The 20,892-nt window shown below is 44.5% G+C and carries 17 protein-coding genes and 6 pseudogenes; 11 read left to right on the plus strand and 12 right to left on the minus strand.

Annotated elements, in window-relative coordinates; genetic code table 11:
• Positions 1–227: 227 nt before the first annotated feature.
• Positions 228–1,184, plus strand: coding sequence for a prolyl aminopeptidase (gene pip, locus DXU84_RS16390; protein ID WP_112152154.1), 957 nt, complete (start codon positions 228–230; stop codon positions 1,182–1,184).
• Positions 1,185–1,203: 19 nt separating this feature from the next.
• On the opposite strand, the gene DXU84_RS16395 is transcribed toward pip, so the two are convergent.
• The gene (locus DXU84_RS16395) at positions 1,204–1,434 is read right to left on the minus strand and encodes a DNA polymerase III subunit theta (RefSeq protein WP_013576177.1); all 231 of its coding nucleotides are present in this window, start codon (positions 1,432–1,434) and stop codon (positions 1,204–1,206) included.
• 406 nt (positions 1,435–1,840) lie between these two features.
• Here DXU84_RS16395 and ftnA point away from each other — a divergent pair, with 406 nt between their 5' ends.
• From ftnA to DXU84_RS16415, 4 genes are all read left to right on the plus strand, one after another.
• A complete protein-coding gene (gene ftnA / locus DXU84_RS16400) occupies positions 1,841–2,347 on the plus strand; it encodes a non-heme ferritin (RefSeq protein WP_013576176.1) in 507 nt (168 codons plus the stop codon).
• 138 nt (positions 2,348–2,485) lie between these two features.
• Positions 2,486–2,872, plus strand: a complete 387-nt coding sequence (gene copC, locus DXU84_RS16405; protein WP_369794827.1) for a copper homeostasis periplasmic binding protein CopC — start codon at positions 2,486–2,488, stop codon at positions 2,870–2,872.
• Between the two features lie 3 nt (positions 2,873–2,875).
• Positions 2,876–3,760 carry a copper homeostasis membrane protein CopD gene (gene copD, locus DXU84_RS16410; protein ID WP_153376238.1) on the plus strand — a complete coding sequence of 295 codons (885 nt, stop codon included), beginning with the start codon at positions 2,876–2,878 and terminating at the stop codon, positions 3,758–3,760.
• A 50-nt stretch (positions 3,761–3,810) separates the two neighbouring features.
• Positions 3,811–4,146, plus strand: a complete 336-nt coding sequence (locus tag DXU84_RS16415) for a YebY family protein (protein WP_013576173.1) — start codon at positions 3,811–3,813, stop codon at positions 4,144–4,146.
• 308 nt (positions 4,147–4,454) lie between these two features.
• Here DXU84_RS16415 and DXU84_RS16420 read toward each other — a convergent pair.
• Positions 4,455–4,622 (minus strand): annotated as a pseudogene (locus tag DXU84_RS16420) (integrase); the annotation flags it as partial.
• A 251-nt stretch (positions 4,623–4,873) separates the two neighbouring features.
• Here DXU84_RS16420 and DXU84_RS16425 point away from each other — a divergent pair.
• Positions 4,874–5,242 carry a hypothetical protein gene (locus DXU84_RS16425; RefSeq protein ID WP_223510347.1) on the plus strand — a complete coding sequence of 123 codons (369 nt, stop codon included), beginning with the start codon at positions 4,874–4,876 and terminating at the stop codon, positions 5,240–5,242.
• A 41-nt stretch (positions 5,243–5,283) separates the two neighbouring features.
• Here DXU84_RS16425 and DXU84_RS16430 read toward each other — a convergent pair.
• A pseudogene (locus tag DXU84_RS16430) lies at positions 5,284–5,504 on the minus strand (DNA-binding transcriptional regulator).
• A gap of 147 nt (positions 5,505–5,651) precedes the next feature.
• Here DXU84_RS16430 and DXU84_RS16435 point away from each other — a divergent pair.
• A complete protein-coding gene (locus DXU84_RS16435) occupies positions 5,652–6,065 on the plus strand; it encodes a GNAT family N-acetyltransferase (RefSeq protein WP_112152157.1) in 414 nt (137 codons plus the stop codon).
• Positions 6,066–6,145: 80 nt separating this feature from the next.
• Here the strand turns inward: DXU84_RS16435 and DXU84_RS25410 are convergent.
• Positions 6,146–6,383, minus strand: a pseudogene (locus DXU84_RS25410) (phage late control D family protein); the annotation flags it as partial.
• Between DXU84_RS25410 and DXU84_RS16445 the strand changes: the two are divergent.
• A pseudogene (locus DXU84_RS16445) lies at positions 6,351–6,986 on the plus strand (phage portal protein); the annotation flags it as partial. The pseudogenes DXU84_RS25410 and DXU84_RS16445 sit on opposite strands and share 33 nt — an antisense overlap.
• 69 nt (positions 6,987–7,055) lie before the next feature.
• Here the strand turns inward: DXU84_RS16445 and DXU84_RS16450 are convergent.
• From DXU84_RS16450 to DXU84_RS16460, 3 genes and pseudogenes are all read right to left on the minus strand, one after another.
• Positions 7,056–7,358, minus strand: coding sequence for a hypothetical protein (locus tag DXU84_RS16450; RefSeq protein WP_153376242.1), 303 nt, complete (start codon positions 7,356–7,358; stop codon positions 7,056–7,058).
• A 25-nt stretch (positions 7,359–7,383) separates the two neighbouring features.
• Positions 7,384–10,881, minus strand: coding sequence for an SIR2 family protein (locus DXU84_RS16455; protein WP_370461793.1), 3,498 nt, complete (start codon positions 10,879–10,881; stop codon positions 7,384–7,386).
• Positions 10,882–11,301: 420 nt separating this feature from the next.
• Positions 11,302–11,610, minus strand: a pseudogene (locus DXU84_RS16460) (replication endonuclease); the annotation flags it as partial.
• Between the two features lie 911 nt (positions 11,611–12,521).
• Between DXU84_RS16460 and DXU84_RS16470 the strand changes: the two are divergent.
• A complete protein-coding gene (locus tag DXU84_RS16470) occupies positions 12,522–13,433 on the plus strand; it encodes a cation diffusion facilitator family transporter (protein ID WP_153376244.1) in 912 nt (303 codons plus the stop codon).
• A 200-nt stretch (positions 13,434–13,633) separates the two neighbouring features.
• Here the strand turns inward: DXU84_RS16470 and DXU84_RS16475 are convergent, their stop codons facing one another.
• From DXU84_RS16475 to DXU84_RS25415, 3 genes and pseudogenes are all read right to left on the minus strand, one after another.
• Entirely contained in the window at positions 13,634–14,242 is a 609-nt protein-coding gene (locus DXU84_RS16475; protein WP_370461798.1) for a hypothetical protein, read from the minus strand.
• Positions 14,216–14,471, minus strand: a pseudogene (locus DXU84_RS25020) (alkyl sulfatase dimerization domain-containing protein); the annotation flags it as partial. The gene DXU84_RS16475 and the pseudogene DXU84_RS25020, both read right to left, overlap by 27 nt.
• Before the next feature lie 56 nt (positions 14,472–14,527).
• Positions 14,528–16,183 (minus strand): methyl-accepting chemotaxis protein, encoded by a 1,656-nt coding sequence (locus DXU84_RS25415; protein ID WP_250981401.1) that lies wholly within the window; start codon positions 16,181–16,183, stop codon positions 14,528–14,530.
• A 598-nt stretch (positions 16,184–16,781) separates the two neighbouring features.
• On the opposite strand from DXU84_RS25415, the gene adhP reads away from it, so the two are divergent.
• Both adhP and DXU84_RS16490 read left to right on the plus strand, forming a co-directional pair.
• Positions 16,782–17,795: an alcohol dehydrogenase AdhP gene (gene adhP / locus DXU84_RS16485; protein ID WP_112152163.1), complete on the plus strand. Its 1,014-nt coding sequence runs from the start codon at positions 16,782–16,784 to the stop codon at positions 17,793–17,795.
• A gap of 342 nt (positions 17,796–18,137) precedes the next feature.
• Entirely contained in the window at positions 18,138–18,836 is a 699-nt protein-coding gene (locus tag DXU84_RS16490) for an extensin family protein (RefSeq protein WP_013576164.1), read from the plus strand.
• Here DXU84_RS16490 and DXU84_RS16495 read toward each other — a convergent pair.
• Both DXU84_RS16495 and DXU84_RS16500 read right to left on the minus strand, forming a co-directional pair.
• Positions 18,833–20,011, minus strand: a complete 1,179-nt coding sequence (locus DXU84_RS16495) for a M20 aminoacylase family protein (RefSeq protein WP_015690175.1) — start codon at positions 20,009–20,011, stop codon at positions 18,833–18,835. The two genes, DXU84_RS16490 and DXU84_RS16495, sit on opposite strands and share 4 nt — an antisense overlap.
• Before the next feature lie 364 nt (positions 20,012–20,375).
• Positions 20,376–20,633: a DUF1883 domain-containing protein gene (locus tag DXU84_RS16500; protein ID WP_013576162.1), complete on the minus strand. Its 258-nt coding sequence runs from the start codon at positions 20,631–20,633 to the stop codon at positions 20,376–20,378.
• Between the last annotated feature and the right edge of the window lie 259 nt (positions 20,634–20,892).

Genomic DNA, 20,892 nt, shown 5'->3' on the forward strand with positions numbered 1-20,892 from the left:
TAATTCGCTCCGGTTGCAAGTGTCTTCGCAGGTTTTTCTTCACTCTTTGCACGGCCGCTTTAAGGCGGGCCGGGCGTGCCTGAAAGTGAAATTGCGCGATAAGTATGCGAACGGTATGCAAAATAACGATTTTTGCTTATAACACCTTGTGGCGGGCTAGCCGATGCGCTGTTATGAAGATGTAAGCACATCAATCAATACACTGGCCGAATAGAACAGGAAATGTCATGCCAAAATTTAAAGGGTTATATCCGCCACGGGAAGCCTATGCCTGCGGCATGCTTGATACCGGCGATGGTCACCAAATTTACTGGGAACGCAGCGGAAACCCGGCAGGCAAGCCAGCAGTATTTCTCCACGGCGGACCCGGCGGCGGCTGCTCATCGGTACACCGTCAGTTGTTTGATCCCAATGATTATGACGTCATGCTGTTTGACCAGCGTGGCTGCGGACGCTCAAAACCTCACGCCAGTCTCGAAAACAATACAACCTGGCATCTGGTCGAGGATATCGAGCGTTTGCGCAAAATGGCCGGTGTCGACAAATGGCTGGTGTTCGGCGGCTCGTGGGGTTCAACACTGGCGCTGGCGTATGCCGAGACGCATCCTGAACATGTCAGCGAGATGGTGCTGCGCGGAATCTTCACGCTGCGTAAGCAGGAACTGTCCTGGTATTATCAGGACGGCGCGTCCCGCTTCTTCCCGGAAAAGTGGCAACGTATTTTGTCGATTCTGTCGGATGAAGAGCGTAAAGACGTGATTGCTTCTTACCGGGCCCGTCTGACTTCCGGCGATCGCGCTGTGCAGCTTGAGGCTGCTAAAATCTGGAGCCTGTGGGAAGGGGAGACCGTGACACTGTTGCCTGCGGAAGGTTCGGCATCCTTTGGTGAGGACAATTTTGCGCTGGCGTTTGCCCGTATAGAAAACCACTATTTTACACATCTGGGTTTTCTGGAAAGTGACGACCAGTTGTTGAAAAATGTCACACGTATTCGCCACATTCCGGCCGTCATTGTGCATGGCCGTTATGATATGGCCTGCCAGGTGCAAAATGCCTGGGATCTGGCGCAGGCGTGGCCGGAAGCGGAGTTGCACATCATTGAAGGGGCAGGGCATTCGTTCGACGAGCCTGGCATTCTCGATCAACTGATCCGCACTAACCAGCGTTTCGCCGCCCGGCGCTAATGTTGCCTGCTACTCCCGTTTACTTTTGCTTCGGCTCATAAGGTAAGCGGGAGAACTTATGTGATTCCCCGCGATAGAACATCACCCGCTCACGAAAATAGGTGCGCAGATGCGCAGGCTGCTCGCGTTCCGCCATCTCAGCGACAACCGGCATGTTGTAGCGTTCTTTAAAGGCCACCGCTGAGGCCGCAAGATCGACATTGATACGATCCATTTCTTCTTTGCTGATTTCAGCCAGATTGATGCTCATAACTGCTTCCCGATGATCCGTTTTACCACATTGTACCCGAGGCAGGCGCCAGCGTGAATGTTGCGATTTGGCTTTTATGTTCCTTTGCCCGGCAAAGAATGCGGATAATTATCAGGAGTAAATAAGAACCATTCACAAATCAGAAGTGATAATTATATTCAACAAGGCGACGTTAATTAATATCGTAAATAAGAATGATTCCTTTTAATAGGGAATTACATGTTAATGATTATCATTGTTGAATATTTATTGCTTTATAAAATGATTTAAAATCAATTGTTTAAAATTAATTGTTATTGCTGTGCATGTTAATGTGAATAAGGTGTATTTATTTTGTGTTGATGCGGGCATAATGCAGATAAATAAATCAGCCCACCTGACTTAATTCAATTTATGGAGCCGTATCGTGCTTAAAAAAGAAATGATTGATCAGCTTAATGAACAGCTGAACCTCGAGTTTTATTCTGCCAATTTATATTTGCAGATGAGTGCATGGTGCAGCGACAAAGGCTACGAAGGTGCCGCCGCTTTCCTTAAACAGCATTCAATGGAAGAAATGGACCATATGCATCGCCTGTTCAAATACGTCAGCGATACGGGTGCTCTGCCTTTGCTGGGCGCAATTGCCGCTCCGCCGGTGGCTTTTGAATCCCTGACTGATCTGTTCAAACAGACTTACGAGCATGAACAGCTGATCACCCAGAAAATCAACGAACTGGCTGATCTGTCTATGACGCTGAAAGATTACTCTTCTTTCAACTTCCTGCAGTGGTACGTTTCTGAACAGCATGAAGAAGAGACGTTGTTCAAATCAGTCCTTGATAAACTGGCGCTGGTCAGCAACACCGGTAACGGCCTGTTCTTCGTGGATAAAGATCTCAAAAATATGGTGACGCAAACTCCGGCAGGCTAATTTCCCGCCAGAGGTGTTCACAAAAACGCAGAGTGCTTCCGCCTCTGCGTTTTTTTATGCCTTTTTGGCAAACGTTTTGTGGCGGTTTGCGCTAAAGTGACGGCGTTATAAATTCATCGTTAAGCAAGCCAAGGAATTATCGTGTTCAAAAAAACCACTTCTCTTTGCCGTGCCCTGGCAGTCTCAGCCGTTCTGCTGAGCGGATTTATCTCACAGCAGGCTTCTGCTCACGCCCATCTGAAAACAGAAACCCCGGCGGCGGATTCGGTGTTAACCGTCAGCCCGACTGAACTGTCTCTCGGCTTCAGTGAAGGGATCGAGCCTGATTTCAGTAAAATTACCCTGACGGATGCCAGCCAGAAAACAGTGAAAACCGGCAAAATGACGCTGGCAGCGAATGACAACACTCAGGCCGTTCTGCCACTTTCCGATGCGTTGAGCGCGGGGAAATACATTGTTTCGTGGAACGTTGTCTCCGTTGATGGTCACAAAACGCACGGTCAGTACAGTTTCACCGTTAAATAAGCGATGAGTCTGACTGCACTGTTTGTTCTGTGCCGCTTCATGCATTTTGCTTCGCTGATGCAAATCTTCGGTCTGAGCGTTTTCTGCTCGTTGCTGACGCCTGCAGGTTTCTCGGCCGTGTTGTTGCGCAAAAACCAGACCCTGATGATCTGCTCCGCCCTGGTTGCGGCGGTCACTTCGGTCGGTATGCTGGCGATTCAGGCTGCGCTGATGGGCAACGGCTGGAGTGATGCGCTGAATCTGAATGTCTGGCTGCTGGTTTTAACCACTGCATTTGGTGAAGTCTGGCGCTGGCATTTATTACTGACGGCCGCGCTGTTGCTGGTGCTTTTGATGGACTGGCTGCCCGCGCGGAATATGCTGGTCTTCCTGTGCTCATGCGGTTTACTGATGAGTCAGGCGTTGGTCGGCCATGCTGCGATGCATGAAGGTCTGCCCGGGCTGGTACAGCGGACGAATCATGTGGTGCACCTGCTCAGCGCGGCCTACTGGTTCGGGTGTTTGCTGCCATTGCTGATCTGTATGGGATATACCCGACAACCTTCGGCAAGACCTTATGCTATTGCCACGCTTATCCGTTTTTCGCTCTGGGGACATGCCGCCGTCGCGCTGGTGATCCTCACCGGTATCATCAACACGGCCATTATTTTACAGCGCTGGCCAACGGATATGACGTCGCTTTACCAGTGTCTTCTGGTGGTCAAAGTGCTCATGGTAGGAATGATGGTGGCTGTCGCTGTGTTTAACCGCTACCGGCTGGTGCCCTTAATGGGTAAAGATCCCGACAGGGCACAACACTATTTTATCATGATGACCTGGCTCGAATGGGGGCTGGCGCTGGGCGTATTGCTGCTGGTGAGTGTGTTTGCCACACTGGCACCGCGCTGAACGGGTTATCTGAATAAGTACCAGGAATTTAATATCACCGAGGAAAAATTATGAGGAAAACACTGCTAGCTTGTGTGCTGCTGACCTTATCTGCCAGCAGCTTTGCGGCACCCCAGTTGGAAACGATCAGCCGTCTGCAATACGGCAAAGCCTGGGCCTTTACCCGTGAAGAAGTCATGCTGCAATGCCGTCCCGGTAATGCGCTGTATGTGATTAACGACAGCACGCTGGCGCAATATCCTCTCAATGACGTGGCGAAAGAGCAGGTAAAAAACCATCAGGTTCAGGCTGTGCCACTGGAGAAAATCTGGCTGGACGACCCGCAGAACCCAGGGCAAAAAATGAGTCTGGCCCCTTTTATTGCCAAAGCTCAGTCGCTTTGCTGAACAGCCGTGCCGACGATAACTGACTGATGTAAATCCCATGTTTTGCGTATGTTGTCACACAATGAAAATAATACATCATTGTTATTATCACTATGTTTCAAACTGGGTGGAAAATAGTCATCTGTCGTCTACTCTTTAAGTTGTACGGCTTAACCGCCTGCATTAATGCCAACTTTTAGCGCACGGCTCTCTCCCAAGAGCCATTTCCCTAGACCGAATATAGGAATCGTATTCGGTCTTTTTTTTGAACATTTCTTAAATCAATAACTTACCGTTAAAACAATCACTTAAACCACTTCCTGTTACCTTCAATGCTGCTCATTTGGACTTTCTGCCGCCACTTTGTCGCCATCCATTTGAGCCAGCGGATTCAGGTGAATAGCGTCTTCCAGGTGATCGGGAGCGAAGTGTGCGTAGCGCATCGTGATGCGGATATCTGAGTGCCCGAGGATGCGCTGCAACACGATGATATTGCCCATGCTGTTCGCTGGCGGCCATGAGTCGCAGGATTTGTTCCTGGGTCAGCCATGCCATTTCACGTTCCGGTTGATCAAACTCGCGGATATTTTCGGGAGGGGTTGATTGAGTCAGTCGTATACATGCAAGGGTGCAACCGATGGGTTTGTCTAAGCAAATATCTTTGGAAAGGTTTCGGCGGAAACGGTGAAATTTTAATGTCAGGTTGTTAAGATTAGTCTTAACAGTTTGCTTTCACTATAAGGACTTAATGATGAAGTTTGTTCTGGGATTTGCTGCTTTAGTGCTTCCGTTTGCCGTGAGTGCTGCATTTGTCAACCCTATGGAATTCGATGGTTCCGAAGCGCAAAAACAAGAAGTAATTGAATACATCAAGGCGAGGGTGAAGGCTGATTACTGTGATGGTGCCGTTAATATGTGCCAGCCAACAACGCTTCGTATGATGGAAAAGCAAAATCTGACCGCTTTTAAAAATCTGACTAAAGCCAAAAATAAAGAAATATTAGATAAGGTTATCGGGGATTATTGTGAAGGTGCGGTTAATATGTGCACTTACGCGACCCTGGATATGATGTACAAACAAAATCTGAAAGCCAGCGGTGAGCAACTTAGCTGGTGATCCTGAATGTTAAAAAACCCGCCATTGGCGGGTTTCTTGTTTTAATGCATCTGCAAAGATTGTTGCTGATATTTATCCGGATGAAACTGAACAGCATGAACGGTGCCAGGTTCAACAATGATGTCCGCAATGGACTCATGCGTTTTGAACGTACAACTGCAATTAATGTTCTGGCACTGGTGATAACGTTCTTTGATATTGATGCTCAGATAACGGCTTGAACGGGCGTGTGCTCGTGCTGACATTTCGGGCAGTGCATCATAATAATCACCATGTAATCATTTTTAATCAGATTTGATCATTGCGTTTTATGATGAAAAACAGACATGTGAAATTACAGTGATTTACATTGCAACGTAATAATAACAATCCTATAAATAATAACTCTGCTTATTGAATTGGATGTTTTATGACTGTTCTGATTAAAAAATTACTTCCTTCAGAGTGGGAAAGCGCATTCCCGATCATTGCTCAGCTAAGAAATATCACCAAAGACGAATTTTTAAAAAGCGTAAGAGTTCAGACTCTGAATGGGTATGAGCTTGTTGCTGCTGTGCTCGAGGAAAGAATTATCGGTGTGATGGGCATAAGGCCTGTACACACGCTGGCACGGGGTTCTCACCTGCATATTGATGATCTGGTCGTTGATGAACATGAGCGCCATTCGGGAACGGGTAGGTTACTTCTTGATTTCGCTGTCAGTGAGGCTAAAAGCAGGGAGATGAATTTTGTTTTTCTTGATGCAAGGAAAGAAGCAATTCCCTTCTATGAAAGAAATGATTTCATTTTCCACACTTCACCTTCAATGAAAAAAATCCTTTAATTTGCCCTATCCGCAGGCATGTTCAATCCCTGGTTTTACAATGGAATTGAACATACCTGATTGCTCTAACACTCCAGATTCTACGTCGTCACAAATCCACTGCCGCCCAGACTGTGCGTTACCTTGCTGATTATCCACGGCTGCGCGTCGATCACTGACTTAAAGCCCGACACTGTCACCGGCGTCTCAGGAAATAAATCAGCCCGCCCGCGAGCCAGGGAGATCGACAACTCCGCGCTGGAGTTTGTCCCACTTCGCCTGTGCTGCCCGCATGGAGGCCTTTTGCGTGGCGTAGACCGTTGTCAGCGCAAACACGTTTACTGGTTTGTACAAGGGTGGAAAGAACCGCATCAGTTCACAGCAGGCAGCATCTTTCATCTGATTGAACCGGACTTTAACCAGGAGATTTATGGCTTGCCGGAATATCTGAGCGCGTTGAACTCCGCCTGGCTCAACGAGGCCGCCACGTTGTTCCGCCGCAAGTATTACCAAAACGGCGCGCACGCCGGCTACATCTTGTATATGACCGACGCCGCCCAGAGCAGCAGTGACATCGATTCAATGCGTAAGGCAATGAGGGACACCAAAGGCCTGGGCAACTTCCGCAACCTGTTCATGTACGCGCCGAACGGCAAGAAAGACGGCATTCAGATCCTGCCGCTAAGCGAAGTCGCCACCAAGGATGATTTCTTTAACATTAAGAAATCCAGCCGTGATGACCTTCTGAGCGCGCACCGCGTTCCGCCGCAGATGATGGGGATCATTCCTGATAATGCGGGCGGGTTTGGGGATGTGGAGAAGGCGGCGCAAGTGTTTGTTAGGAACGAGCTGACGCCGCTGCAGGAAAGGATGAAGGAGGTTAATTATTTCAGCAGGTTGCAAGCAGTAGAATTCAATATCTATATTTTAAATAATAACTAAATAGAATAAATTGATATTCTACGAGCATAAGCTGTAGGGGTATAATTTAGCACAATATAATATTCCTAATTATTGAGCTATCCCATTATCCCAAGCATTTCTAATTTCCTCAAATTCCGTCATAGAAGTGCATATTTTTTCCCATTCATTAATGATTATTGGGGGGGTGACTCTTGACTCAAAGAATTTCGATTTCAAACAAGATGCTAATTTTGCAGCGCTTACTTTCTTTTCAAGGTGATCTATAAACTCTCGATTTTCGTCATCAGAGAAATCCTCTGTACTGAGTATATTTTCTAATCCTATAATTAAAGATGTGACAAATTCCGAGTCAAAAGAGATGTCATTTTTACCAATGATGTTAGTTGCCATAGTTAAACATTCAGAAACGCAAGGCTCACGATTCCAGCTTATTTTTTTTTCCGATGAGGTCTAGGATGAAGTTAAAGTTATCGTTTGAGTCGCTATTAAGAAAAATATAGAAGGATCTCAATGACTCTAAAACTTTGTCTCTGCTGGTTTGGTAAAAATCTTTTTTCAAACTAACCAATATTTCTGCGCTGGATTGGCCATTGGCTAATGATAATGTAGTTAGTGCCGTTATTACTAAATTACCATCATTTTTCATTTTGTACAGAAGTAGTTCAACCTCGTCCTTAGTTTTACTAGATAACTTATCATTATGGTTGCTTATTATTGAGGCTATGATACGCGTAATATTTGAAAAGCGTTTTTTGAATTCTATGAGAATGTCATCATCTGAAGCTCTATTTTCAAGCCAATGCCTATCCGATTCGTACCATCCGATAAGTTTGTCTATAATAATTCTCAAGTCTTTTTCTGTGAAAGACATAACCGATAGTGCACCGCTTAACTCATGGCAATAAAGTGAATAACCTTGATCTAATCCAACTTGATTACCATTTTGAATTGGAAAAGAATAACTCTCTATTTTTTTAAGCATCTTCTCTAAAATTTTATGACCCAATGGATTTAGATTTTTGATATAGTAAAAGTTGCAATAGCCTGTATCAACCGGGAATCCATAATCGTCTGTTTTGCTCCATAAGGCTTTAATTAGTTTATTTTCATCAGATCTGTTTAGCATATTCATCTTATGTAAAACTATGAGTTTTATCGATGACGTTTTCCTTTCATCAGTTGACCCATTTTTAATGGTGTTAAGATCGCCAGCTATTTTAGCTCTTTGTATCTTTTTTACATTGGCGATATTTTCTTTTTCTAAGTCAACTAGCAGACTAAAAGGGTTAATGAATTCATACTTATAATATGGTCTGACATTTAAGCTTTTGGGACTCGATGGAAACTCAGCAAGAGTAGGAATTACTTCAATTAACTGTTCTGGAGTTAAGTTTTTTATTGTGCGCTCTAATAAAGTTTTGGTAGAAGAAAAATCCTCAAATTTTTCATGATTATACAAATCACATAGCAGATTTATACAATCTACTTTTTTTAAGTACGAGCATTTTGTTACTAAGCGGGAAAGTATTTCTGGCACAACAGAAAGAGTTGAGTTCTCGACTTCTAATTTTTTATCAAGATTATCAGATATACTTTTAAATATATGTAGTTTATAAGTTGAATAATATTTATCGAAAAGATCTTCAACTATTTTCCTGTCCAATGTATACAATCTGTTTCGATTAAAAACACTTCCTACTTTTCGAGAATCATACAATCTAAACATGGAGAAAGTAGCCCAACCTGGACAGTAACTAGAAATATTCCTTGCAGCCCTTTCAGCAGTATTGCTAAGAAGTTGCATTTTCGGAATATGAAATGGTAAACCTATGTCTTCGCAGAATAATAAAAAACTAAATGATGTCAAAGCTGCATGATCAATATTACCAAATCCGAAGTGAGTAGTTGTAGTTCTTCTATCTAAATCGAAGTCATATGCTTCCTTTCCATTTTTTCTTTTTAAGTAGGATTCGAGTTTAATTTCAAAGTATTTAGCCTCATAGTCAGGAGCAGCGCCATATTGTGACAGGATAGCTAATCGTGAACGATATTCACTTGAGGAATCCCTCTCATTATTTTTGAAAATAATTGAATTCTTAAACATCCTAAGAATGAAAATTACATATGCCTCTTGTGAGACACTCGAATAATCATTGTTAGTAGATTGTAATAAGCCATTTCTCCTTATAGTGGATAATGATTCCTCTAAAATCGAAATAGATTCATCTAACATTCCGAACTCGGCTAATAATCCTGCTTTTTTTACCTCGTGATAGGGTAATTGCTTACTAACTTCCCAATTATTTAACTTAGAGCGTGCTTCATCAAAATTCAACTGTGAGTAAGAATATAAAACACTTTCATACTCAAAATTTGATTTTATTTCCGGTGTCATTTTCTCTATAGAATTTGTAAGTATTAATGATAGTTCGTTCCACTTTTCAGTTAATGACTCTTGTCTGCAATAGCGCAATAAACTAAGTATAATATAAGGGAGGTACTCATCAATATCATAGTTATTTTCTCCGTTACTAATTCTCTTCTGAAAAAGATTTACTTTATATTTTTCCACAACATTGAAAAGATGTTGGGAAAAATTATCGAAGATAGGTAGCAGTGATTTCTCAGTACGCCAAACAAGTTCATAACTAAACAATAAATCCAAGTTATCTTCGACGTCCAATCCATCTGGAAAAATATTTAAAAAATTCTCAGTTCCTCTCCATAGTTTTCTCCTATTCCCTTCAGGAACTATATGCCAATTAGGGTAGTCAAGTCTTGTTTTTTTCCAGCTAGCAACACAATGTTTTAATTTTTGTATTTTATCAAAATCTGTGTCATCTCTACTGATTAGATCTAAATGTGTCTCTTTTGGCCAATCTAGATTGCCTTCGTTATTTTTACTTTCAAATAAATATTCAAAAAAAGACTTGTGGGCGGAATAGTGGTCATTGTCGAAATCGCCTAAGAAAGTAAGATCAACAATTACCACATTCCTTTTTTCTAATAGCTTTCGCTGGGCTTCGTTAAAAGAAAATAATCCTACGATAAATATTTTTGGAGAGTTGTCGTTGCCTAAATTGTCTCTTATCCACCCAATCCAATTTAAAAAGTTAGGGTCATCTCCTGAGAATCCTATAAGACATAACGTGTTTTCTATTAGGGATTGCTGAACTGTGTTAACAAATGGAGAGTTATCAATTGGATACCTTCTGTAGTCTTCTTCAGTGATAATGAAAGGTCTTTCAGATGGGAAACTACCATGTAGTTTTATAATCCTTGGTCTTTCAGCGTTGATAAGGTCATTTTTATTCATAACCAAATCATATTTTCTTGAATCAACTGATACTGATGCGCGTTCAAGTAAAGTGTCATAGTTCGTTGTGAATACGTCTACCCAAGGTAATGTAAGAAGAGAAGAATGGAGTTCTGAAGGCTCATATTCTTTATCAGGGACATTTTCTTGAATTAGTTTATCTAATACGGCACGACCAAAAGCTGCCTGTACCTCATCACCTAATTTTAGTACATTGGAATAACGATTAGTATTTTTTTCGCAATATACTTTTTCATAAAAAACATCTCCTAAATCAGTCCACATCGGAAACTTCCGTGATTTACTACTGAGTGCTTTTGCGTTTCGACTAAATCCAGCACCAACTAAGACTGATGCATGACCTTCCCACAGCCTTGAGGCAATATTTTTCAAAAGAGGTATTATTTTGTTTCTATTAGGCATATGTAATTCCTTTACGGAGTCTTGTAACTTTTTGATGTAAAGTACAAAAATAATATTCTTTAAATTGAACAATCTATGATTGAAAAGATAGCACTCAACAATTCTGCGCGCAATGCTATCCCCGCCACGCTTGCCCGCTTTATAGGTCGCTTTTGATGCAGTTGCGTGATCCACTGTGATCCACGCCAGCACTGGTGTCGCGGGGAGAAAAGAGCAGGGCGATCACAATGCAAAATCATGCACTCACTGCATGCAGAGCTATCAAAGAGAGATCGCCCGCGTTCCTGGCTATTCTTCATCGTCGTAAACAGAGAACGGCACTGATTGCGTGTCTTCTTCATCCAGAAAGCTATCGGCCATATGATCATTTCCATCACCAGTGCGTACTCATCATTTCTGCACTGGCCTGACTGTGCGATGTCAGCCATAAGCCGGATTTTTATCAAAGCCATCTTTTAGCTCGTGAGAGGATTCCATTACTCACTTCAATGTACTGTTTATTTATACAGTATAATATTACCATTCCTTAACAAATTCCAATAAAAACTGAAGGTTACTTTTTAACCAATAGCTTAGATGAATGTTTAAACAGTCTTAGTCGTCATAAAATTCCTGCCAGTCCATAAGAGGGGGATGATGGATCACAACATCACCAAAACTGATTTTGGCTCCCCGGCTTAATGCTTCCTGCTCCCATCTTTGAGCTTTGATATCGTTCTTAAGCAATTCCTGTTCAATCTGAGGCAATCGCGCCCGTTCTTCAGGCGTCAATCTTGCCAATGGGGCAACATCACGGCCTTTAGTCGGGTCAAAACTTCGCTGTGATTTACTCACCTTCGGCGTTTCTTCACGTATACGCGACACAATCGCCCTCACTGCGGCAGTGTCTGTCGAGTCAATAACTCGCGGGTTGTCAGAAGGTGTCGGCGATCGTGCTCATTAGCTCCATGCGGCGGATTTCAGGGTTTTAAATACTCGCCATCACTTTGTCGATCAGACTGAAACGCTCGCATTATTCTTCAAACACCTCTCGAACGCTTAATGCAAGTGAAAGTGGACAGTATTCTTAAATTGTTTGTAGTAAGTAAAAATAATTAAGAATATTTCGTGGGTATTCATATTCAATTAATCACTCGATGGCTTTTGAGTATTGGTTGATTGCATTTCACTTGATTATCTTCAGTAATAAATAATTCAGTTACATGCCCGGTTGGCTGGTCGCCTTGCGATGAGCGCACGTTATGCGTTTGAGTATAGGGGGTATCGTCTATTTAAAATTATATAGGGGATCTGCTGAGTAACAAGAAGAGAATAAATCATAATAATAGTTATCATTCCTATTTCATGGATGTCAGTATCATGAACTGAGTTAATGTCTGCTGAAATTTTCAGAATTAAGGTTATGCTAATAATTCTTTTGTATGATTCAGACTATGGGTAAATATGCTAAGAGCTCATTAATGAAATTGCGAGTCTGGAGTATGTTACCCCATGAATATGCTAGTTTTTTTCGTATTCTTCACACCATGGTGGCATTTTTAATACTGTCGCAAATTATTAACGCTAATCTGACAGAGACCGAAGCAATTGCTGAACATAGTCTTGAAGGGGTTATAACCTGGATGCACATTATTTCAGGATTTGGGCTTATTATATGTGGTTTTCTAATTTCACTGAGGTCTATTTTTATACACATGGTGCGATGGGAGTTTTGCATCTTTTAATTGAAGCATATAAAAATGGTACATCTGACTTAAGTGATTAATTTTTGGTGTGGCAATAATGTAGTTTGCCGTCCATTACAGGGTGAAATAATGAGTAAAAACAAAGCATTGACGCCATCCCTTACGCGCTACGCCTGGCTGTCCATTGCCACTGCGATTGCCACCATCGGACTAAAAGGTGTGGCGTGGAAAATGACCGGTTCGGTCGGTCTGCTGTCTGATGCCATCGAATCCGTGGTCAACCTCGCGGGAGCCCTGATGGCGCTCTGGATGCTGACCCTGGCTGCACTTCCGGCCGATGATAAGCACGCATATGGACACGGTAAAGCCGAATATTTTTCGAGCGCTTTTGAGGGGTTCTTGATCCTATTGGCGGCAACCAGTATTGCCTATACCGCCGTTGAGCGTATGTTGGCCCCGCAGCCACTCGACGCGGTTGGTGTCGGACTACTGGTTTCTGTGGTTGCATCCGTTCTTAATTTTGTGACGGCACGAATATTGTTAAGGGCTGGCAAGCAGCACAATTCGATCACGCTTGAGGCAGATGCTCACCACCTGCTGACCGATGTCTGGACGTCGGTCGGGGTCATTTTGGGCGTCGGACTGGTCTATCTGACCGGCTGGTTATGGGTCGATCCGGTTATTGCATTGCTGGTCGCGGCCAACATCGTGTGGACCGGTTATCAGCTCATGAGCCGTTCAGCTGCGGGTCTGATGGACGTCTCGCTACCCGTTGAAGAACTCGAAAAAATCGAGTCGCTGCTGGCGGGATACCGTGAGCAGGGGCTCGATTTCCATGCGCTGCGTACACGCCAGGCGGGCGGACGCGCGTTTATGACACTGCACATCCTCGTTCCTGGGCTATGGACTGTTCAACATGGTCACGACTGGGCTGAGCGTATAGAGAATGATATCCGCACAGCACTGCCTTTTATCCATATCACCACTCACGTAGAACCCTTGGAAGATCCGGCGTCAATGAATGACCAGGCGCTCGACTGACGCACTCCCTGTTTATTAAACTTATTGATTTTAATAAATTGAATGAGTGTTTGGTTGTTTTTTTGATCATTCTTTAAATCAATAACCTACTTTTAAAACAACCCATTAAACCCCTTCCTGTTACCATAATAAGAAAGGGGAACGTTGCACCCGCGTAAGCATGGCAGCCATTCCCCTTATGTTTCAGCGAACGGAGTAAACTAGAGAAACTGCAGGTTCAGCCCGGCAAAAATCTGCCATCTGGGCTGACCAGGTCCGTGATCTGCCACTGAGCCTTGTGGCTCGATAAAGAAGTTGTAGACGGTTTTTTCCTGCCTGATGACCTGCCCAATCCCAAGCCCCATGGGGACGCTATAACTGTCATTCTGGAAGTTATAAACCCATATAGGTGCTGCGCGAAGATAAGTCCCGCCCCCTAACTGGTAAAAGAGAAATGGCTGGAATGTCCCGAGATGAACATCGTTGCGATCGTCTTTTCCGGCGAAACTGTGCTGCCATGACGCAAGGTAGCCGTATTGAAATTTTGGTGAACTCGCATCAAATAACACGTTGACCAAACCCGCTGACCATTTCTCTGTGCCCAGTGAATCATCGCTTGCAGTAGGGGCAGTGATTTGCGGTCCAAAGCCAAAGCTGACAGCAGGATTGCCGGTATCAATCAGCCATGACGCGAAAAGATTAAGATCACCTGTGCCGGTTTTATGGCCGCCAGAGGGAGGTGAAGGGGATGTGTTTACAGGTAAAGAGCCGCGCAGTAGCCAGTGACTTTCACCCAGCGAAAATGGCTGGGCATAACGGAACTTACTCACCGCCTGCACTACCCACCGGTAATTCCCTTGCTCGTAATCCTCTTTGGCTTTTTCAGGATATTATCGGCACCGCCCATATAATCGACAAACTTTTTCGTCGCTTCCTCAGGCAGCAACTCATCTAATGTTGCCGGCTTGCCGTCAAACCAGCCGAGATAAAGGACATAGGTTGCTTTTACATCGTGACTGACAGAACCGTAATAACCACGGCTGCCCAGGTTTTAGCCATGCCCCACAAGAATGACGAACCAGCCCTTCCCATTCATGCCGGGAAGGGCTGGAATATCAGAACTTCGTCCAACCGCTATCTTCTGTGGTTAAGACTCTGCTATTTTTTTGTATTTTATTTTTGGGAAGAAGACTCGCTGAAGAAAGGGGAGCCCTGCCTTCGATTTTAAACACCGAGACAATTTCTGTGAGCTGACGTGCCTGCTCTTCAAGTGAGGCGGCGGCGGCTGCTGATTCCTGCACCAGTGCGGCATTTTGCTGCGTAACACTATCCATTTGCACGACTGCTATACCGATTTGGTTTATTCCTTTGCTTTGTTCAGTCGATGCAGCCGCTATCTCGCTCATGATGTCATTTACACGGCTGACAGAGCTGACGATTTTCTCCATGGCTCCCCCGGCCTGAGTCACTTGTTCTGACCCGGACTGAATGTTCTCAACCGATTCATTAATGAGCACACCAATCTCTTTTGCGGCCTGTCCACTGCGCTGCGCCAGATTTCTTACTTCGCTTGCAACGACGGCGAATCCCCGACCTTGCTCTCCTGCTCGTGCTGCTTCAACAGCGGCATTAAGAGCAAGAATGTTGGTCTGGAAGGCTATACCATTAATAACACTGATTATTTCTACGATTTTATGCGAGCTGGCGTTAATTTTTACCATGGTAGATATGACGTCGTTCACAATAACACCGCCTTGGTTTGCCTCCTGAGTTGCCTGTTCTGCCAGTGTGCTGGCCTGACTCGCATTATCTGCATTATGTCGAACGGTTGAACTCAGTTGTTCCATGCTTGCGGCTGTCTCTTCAAGTGCTGATGCCTGTTCTTCCGTCCTGGAGGAAAGATCGGTATTCCCGGTGGAGATTTCACTGGAGCCTTTATAAATTGAATCAGCGCTGTTTCGGATGTCGTATACTGTTTTTGCCCAGTTATCTTGCATCTTGTTGATATAAGGTATTAATTGTCCAACGCAGTTTTTACCCTGGAAAGCAATTTTGCTGTCAAGTATGCCGGTTGCCAATGATTCAAGGTGAGCTTTCACTTTGTTTAATGGTTTAACAAGAAAGTTTGCCAGATAACGATCGCTCAAAAGCATAATGACAACGCTGAGGGCCATAGCACCTATAAGTATATATTGGCACCATGCAACCCACTGGGTAATTCTGTGATTCGCTTCAGCGTTAAGAGAGGTAATTTTGTCATTATATTTTTCTATGGCTGCACTAAAGTTACGTCTAAGCGGAAGATATTTATCATTTTTTAAAGACGCGAACAGACTTGTATTTTTCACTGCTGCTGATTCATACATGGGGAATACAGCACTGTTGAAAAGAGTAAAGGAACTGTTATAGATATCGTCCACGGTGTTGGAGTCTAAATTCCCATGATCAATATTTTTAAATTGATCTAACCCTTTTTTAAGACTTTCTAATTCAATCAACGTGGCTTTTATTTCAATATCATAAATGCCGTTATTGTTTTTTTCTAACCCAGCTATAGCGCGTTCCAATGCTGTTACTGCACGGTAATACTGTGCATTGGCACCATTGATGATGTCACCGTTTTGCTGTTGAACATTGGTGAAGTTCAGTTCACTTTTTAACTGATTAAGTGAGTATAAAGCGAAACCTGATACTCCGGCCCATAAAAGTGAAAAAGTGATGAGAATGGTTATTAATACTGTTCGTATTTTAATATCTCTTATAAATCTCACTTTAGAATCCTCATGTATTTAAACGATAAATTCGCCCTCAACAGGCTTCGGATTTTTTTATAATTTATAAAACAGCTGAGCCAGCTTTTTTATATTTCATTGATCTCACTATCGGCATCAAAATTTATATCTTGAGCTGTTTTTTGATTTATAAAAGTGAAAAGTATTTGGAGAGTCTTTCGTGTTGAAAAGTATAGATATTACTTAATGATAGGGAAATACTAATATGCATCCTAATTACCAGTCCTTTAAGTGTTTCAGTCAGATTTAAATGGGTAGCAGAATTACCGACCGTTAATTGTGTGGATAAAATTAATACACATTAAATTATGACTGAACGTGGAGTACGTGAATCAGCGGGGGAATATGGCACCTTCGTTGTACTGCTGGATTTTTTAACCAATTGATTTTTCATGATTAAAGTAAAAACTCTGTCCCATATTGCCTGAGTATCTGCCGTCATATTCCTCATCAACAATGGAAATGAAACTTTCCGCCAACGTTTTAAACTTGATAGTTAAAGCGTTTCATTCTCATTTGCAGCCAGATAAATAGCGTTGTAACTTTGAGGTTCCGCCACAACGATAAGGAAAGGAAAATGAAAGCTGCTGTTGTGAATAAAGACCACTCTGTGGACGTCGTGGAGAAGACTCTGCGTGACCTGGAACATGGTGAGGCACTTTTGGAAATGGAGTGCTGTGGTGTATGTCATACGGATTTGCATGTCAAAAACGGTGATTTCGGTGACAAAACCGGTGTCATCCTCGGGCATGAAGGGATCGGTATTGTTAAGAAAATCGGCCCGGGAGTAACAGCGCTGAAAGTGGGCGATCGTGCCAGCGTCGCGTGGTTCTATAAAGGCTGCGGGCATTGTGAATATTGTACAACGGGTAATGAAACGTTATGCCGTCAGGTGATCAATGCCGGCTATACCACTGATGGTGGCATGGCTGAAGAGTGTATTGTCTCGGCCGATTATGCGGTGAAAGTCCCGGATGGTCTGGAATCTGCTGCCGCCAGTAGCGTGACATGTGCAGGCGTGACGACATATAAAGCGGTAAAAGTGTCCGGCATTCAGCCGGGTAAATGGATCGCGATTTATGGTCTGGGCGGTCTAGGTAATCTGGCTTTGCAATATGCTAAAAATGTATTCAATGCCAAAGTCATTGCTATTGATGTTAATGATCAGCAACTGGAGTTTGCCGCCGACATGGGTGCTGACCTGACCATTAATATGCGGAAAGACGATGCAGCAAAAATTATTCAGGAGAAAGTCGGTGGCGCTCATGCTGCGGTGGTAACAGCAACGGCGAAATCCGCTTTTAACTCCGCAGTGGATGCGATGCGCGCTGGCGGTCGTATTGTCGCCGTGGGTTTACCGCCGGAATCCATGAGCCTGAATATTCCTCGTCTGGTGCTTGACGGCATTCAGGTCGTCGGTTCACTGGTCGGTACCCGTGAAGATCTGGCTGAAGCTTTCCAGTTTGCCGCTGAAGGTAAAGTGGTGCCGAAAGTCACAAAGCGTCCGCTGGGCGATATCAATGCGATCTTCCAGGAAATGGAACAAGGCAAAATTAAAGGCAGAATGGTGATCGACTTTACGCATAAGTAAGGTTTTCAGTGTGTCGGGTGGCGCGGCTTAGCATCTTTTGCTGCGTCACTCATGACTTACGTGCGAGATAGCCGATAAAAAAAAGCCCGCTCGGGGCGGGCTGAAAGGGGTAATGCGAGGGTCTTACACACTATGAAGGACAGTTCACAGTGGACACAGGAGAAGAAACATCGTCTTCGGATATAAAAGTAACAAACTCAATGTCTATTTATGTCAAAGCTAAGTAAGTTTATTTCCCGACTTGTAACCCCGTCAGATCACTATTTACTCAGGCGCTATACTCAAAATATTCCGCGTGAAAAACAATGTACTGCTAAACCTAAGTGGTGCTAAAGGAACACTATGCGATATTGGGTTAGCTTCATTGTGATTATTGGCATCGCCTGGTTCAGTGGCCCGTGGATAAGCCGTCATGTGCCTTCTGAATATAATCCTTTCACACCGATAACTATTAATGACCCGCCGAATCTGATCACCCGCTACAAATTAAGGAAGCTGGATAACAATCCTCAGGAATGTCTGGCTGTGCTTGAACGGGCTCAGCAAGAGGGGATGATTGAGTTTAACAGCGCCGGAAATATGGGCGGGAAATGTCCGCTGACTCATTCTGTGCGCGTTCGCGGATTTGGTGATGTTTCATTGAGTTCGAGTTATCTGGCGAGCTGTCGCCTTGCACTGAGCAGCGCAATGTTTGTCGCGCAGGTGGCGAAACCGCTGGCCACTCGGGAATTAGGTTCGCCGCTGGTGCGTATTGATCATCTGGGCAGTTATGCCTGCAGGAACGTCTATAACAAGCCCGACGCCCGGCTAAGCGAACACGCTACGGCGCAAGCGCTGGATATTGCCGGTTTCTCGCTGGCTGACGGGCGCCATCTTACGGTGCTGAAACAATGGCCTCAGCCCGGCGCAGAAGGAGAGTATGTGCGGACATTATTTTCAGAGAGCTGCCCGTATTTTGGCAATTCCATCGGGCCGGAATACAACGCAGCGCATGCCAATCACTTCCACCTCGGCATGCGCTGGTTCGGTTTTTGCCGTTAATCGACTAAATAGCGCTCCACCAGACGCGTCCAGTAGGCGGTGCCAAAGCTCAGGCTTTCATCATTAAAGTTGTAGGCCGGATTATGCAGCACCGCGCTGTCTCCGTTGCCCAGACGCAGGAAGCAGCCGGGCTTCTGCTGCAGGAAATACGCAAAGTCTTCACTGCCAGAAATTGGCGGAAGATTATCGACCACGTTTTCTTCACCCAGCAGTTCTTTTGCCACTTCCACAGCAAATGCTGTTTCCTGATCGTGATTCACCAGTACCGGATATCCGGGAACATATTCAATTTCAGCGCGGGCACCGTAACCGGCAGCGTGATTCTCTGCCAGAGTGCGGATACGTTGCTCAAGCGTTTTGCGGACTTCGGGATCGAAGGAGCGAACACTCATTTCAAGGCGTGCAGTTTCAGGGATGACATTCGCCGCATGCCCTGAATGTAATGAACCGATGGTGACAACCGCTGTGTCATTAGGGTCGATATTGCGCGAAATAACAGACTGCAGGGCGATGACCAGACTGCTGGCAACCAGTATAGGATCTACGGTCATATGCGGGCGGGCTGCATGTCCGCCTTTACCATGAATAGTGATGTTGACCGTGTCGCAGGCTGCCATAAACGGGCCAGAACGGAACATCATTTTGCCGACCGGATAGCCGGGATGATTATGCAGCCCGTAGACGGCATCACAGGGGAATCGTTCAAACAACTGTTCGGCCAGCATGCGCTCCGCACCGCTGTTAAACCCAATTTCTTCAGCGGGCTGGAAAATAAGATGCACGGTGCCGGAAAAGTTTTTGCTGCGTGCAAGCTGTTCAGCGGCACCCAGCAACATCGTCGTATGGCCGTCGTGGCCGCAGGCATGCATTTTTCCAGGAAACTGGCTGGAGTAGCTCAAGTCTGTTCGTTCGGTGATGGGCAGGGCATCCATATCTGCGCGGATGCCAATGCTACGTGACCCGTTTCCATGCTTCATTGAGCCGACGACGCCGTATCCGCCCACGGCGGTGGTCACCTGATAGCCTAGAGATTCGAGTTTTTCAGCGACCAGTGCTGCGGTTGCAGATTCTTCATTGGAAAGTTCAGGGTGTTGGTGCAGGTGTTGGCGAACCTGGCGCAATTGCGGAACGAGATCCGCTACGTCAGCGATGGTGCAAAGTGATTTATTATTCATTATAAGGATCTGTTTTTTGCCTGAAAGAAATCCGGCCAATATGACCGGTGCCATGTCATTACCTTTGACAGAATGCAATGTGAAATCCGGACTGGCAATACATAAATCAGGCAAAAAAAGGACTTTTGAAAATTATGGAATGTTCAATTCAATAACGGTATGTAATTGATGTGACAGGCTAAAGTTTTTTCCGCGACGTTACGCAATTCAACATTTTGCTGCTGGATGGTGTCAGCGGTTAACTGTACCGTTGTGATGCAGACCGGGCTGACTGGTAATTCATGAAATATCAGGCAAATGGTTTTCCATCCGCCTGATAAAGGTCTCAGATAAAGCAGCAGAATCGAGGAGGTAATAGCGGGTTTCAGGCGGGCATATAACTTATTGAGTGTTCCAGTGAGTCACACTGGGAATCGATAAGAACATTCCAGATGCCTTTATAAGGGATCCCCACATAAGCCGTATTTTGATCATTAACCGTCAAAATATCGCCGAAACCTGAGTGACGTCCTTTTCGCTCAACATCATTTTCACACATCAGATGAATGTGACATTTTTCTGAACAACGTATGACGACGGTGTCGCCACCAAACAGACTCAATCTGGCTCGAACGATAGGCATGACTTCCCCCAATAAGATAAAACACCTGAAATACGCTGTAACCGAACACTGCCAGGTTTGACGCCACCCGGACCGGGAGTGATATTGGTCACACAACGCTCTGGAATCTATAAAACCAGACAAAAGAGGGGGAAATAATGACCTTAATCAAGAGTTGTAATAATCTTCCGAAGATTAATTGTTAGCCACTCAAACACATGTAAATGAAAATGATCTAATTTCTAGTAAGGAGGTTGGAATGTTGCTGTCAGGTTATCGG

The organism is Rahnella sp. RcJ3, assembly GCF_009498575.1.
Taxonomy (GTDB): domain Bacteria; phylum Pseudomonadota; class Gammaproteobacteria; order Enterobacterales; family Enterobacteriaceae; genus Rahnella; species Rahnella aceris.

Coding starts and splice junctions, on each gene's coding strand:
- pip (WP_112152154.1), top strand. CDS start 228: ATGCCAAAATTTAAAGGGTTATATCCGCCACGGGAAGCCTATGCCTGC.
- DXU84_RS16395 (WP_013576177.1), bottom strand. CDS start 1,434: ATGAGCATCAATCTGGCTGAAATCAGCAAAGAAGAAATGGATCGTATC.
- copD (WP_153376238.1), top strand. CDS start 2,876: ATGAGTCTGACTGCACTGTTTGTTCTGTGCCGCTTCATGCATTTTGCT.
- DXU84_RS16415 (WP_013576173.1), top strand. CDS start 3,811: ATGAGGAAAACACTGCTAGCTTGTGTGCTGCTGACCTTATCTGCCAGC.
- DXU84_RS16425 (WP_223510347.1), top strand. CDS start 4,874: ATGATGAAGTTTGTTCTGGGATTTGCTGCTTTAGTGCTTCCGTTTGCC.
- DXU84_RS16435 (WP_112152157.1), top strand. CDS start 5,652: ATGACTGTTCTGATTAAAAAATTACTTCCTTCAGAGTGGGAAAGCGCA.
- DXU84_RS16450 (WP_153376242.1), bottom strand. CDS start 7,358: ATGGCAACTAACATCATTGGTAAAAATGACATCTCTTTTGACTCGGAA.
- DXU84_RS16470 (WP_153376244.1), top strand. CDS start 12,522: ATGAGTAAAAACAAAGCATTGACGCCATCCCTTACGCGCTACGCCTGG.
- adhP (WP_112152163.1), top strand. CDS start 16,782: ATGAAAGCTGCTGTTGTGAATAAAGACCACTCTGTGGACGTCGTGGAG.
- DXU84_RS16490 (WP_013576164.1), top strand. CDS start 18,138: ATGCGATATTGGGTTAGCTTCATTGTGATTATTGGCATCGCCTGGTTC.
- DXU84_RS16495 (WP_015690175.1), bottom strand. CDS start 20,011: ATGAATAATAAATCACTTTGCACCATCGCTGACGTAGCGGATCTCGTT.
- DXU84_RS16500 (WP_013576162.1), bottom strand. CDS start 20,633: ATGCCTATCGTTCGAGCCAGATTGAGTCTGTTTGGTGGCGACACCGTC.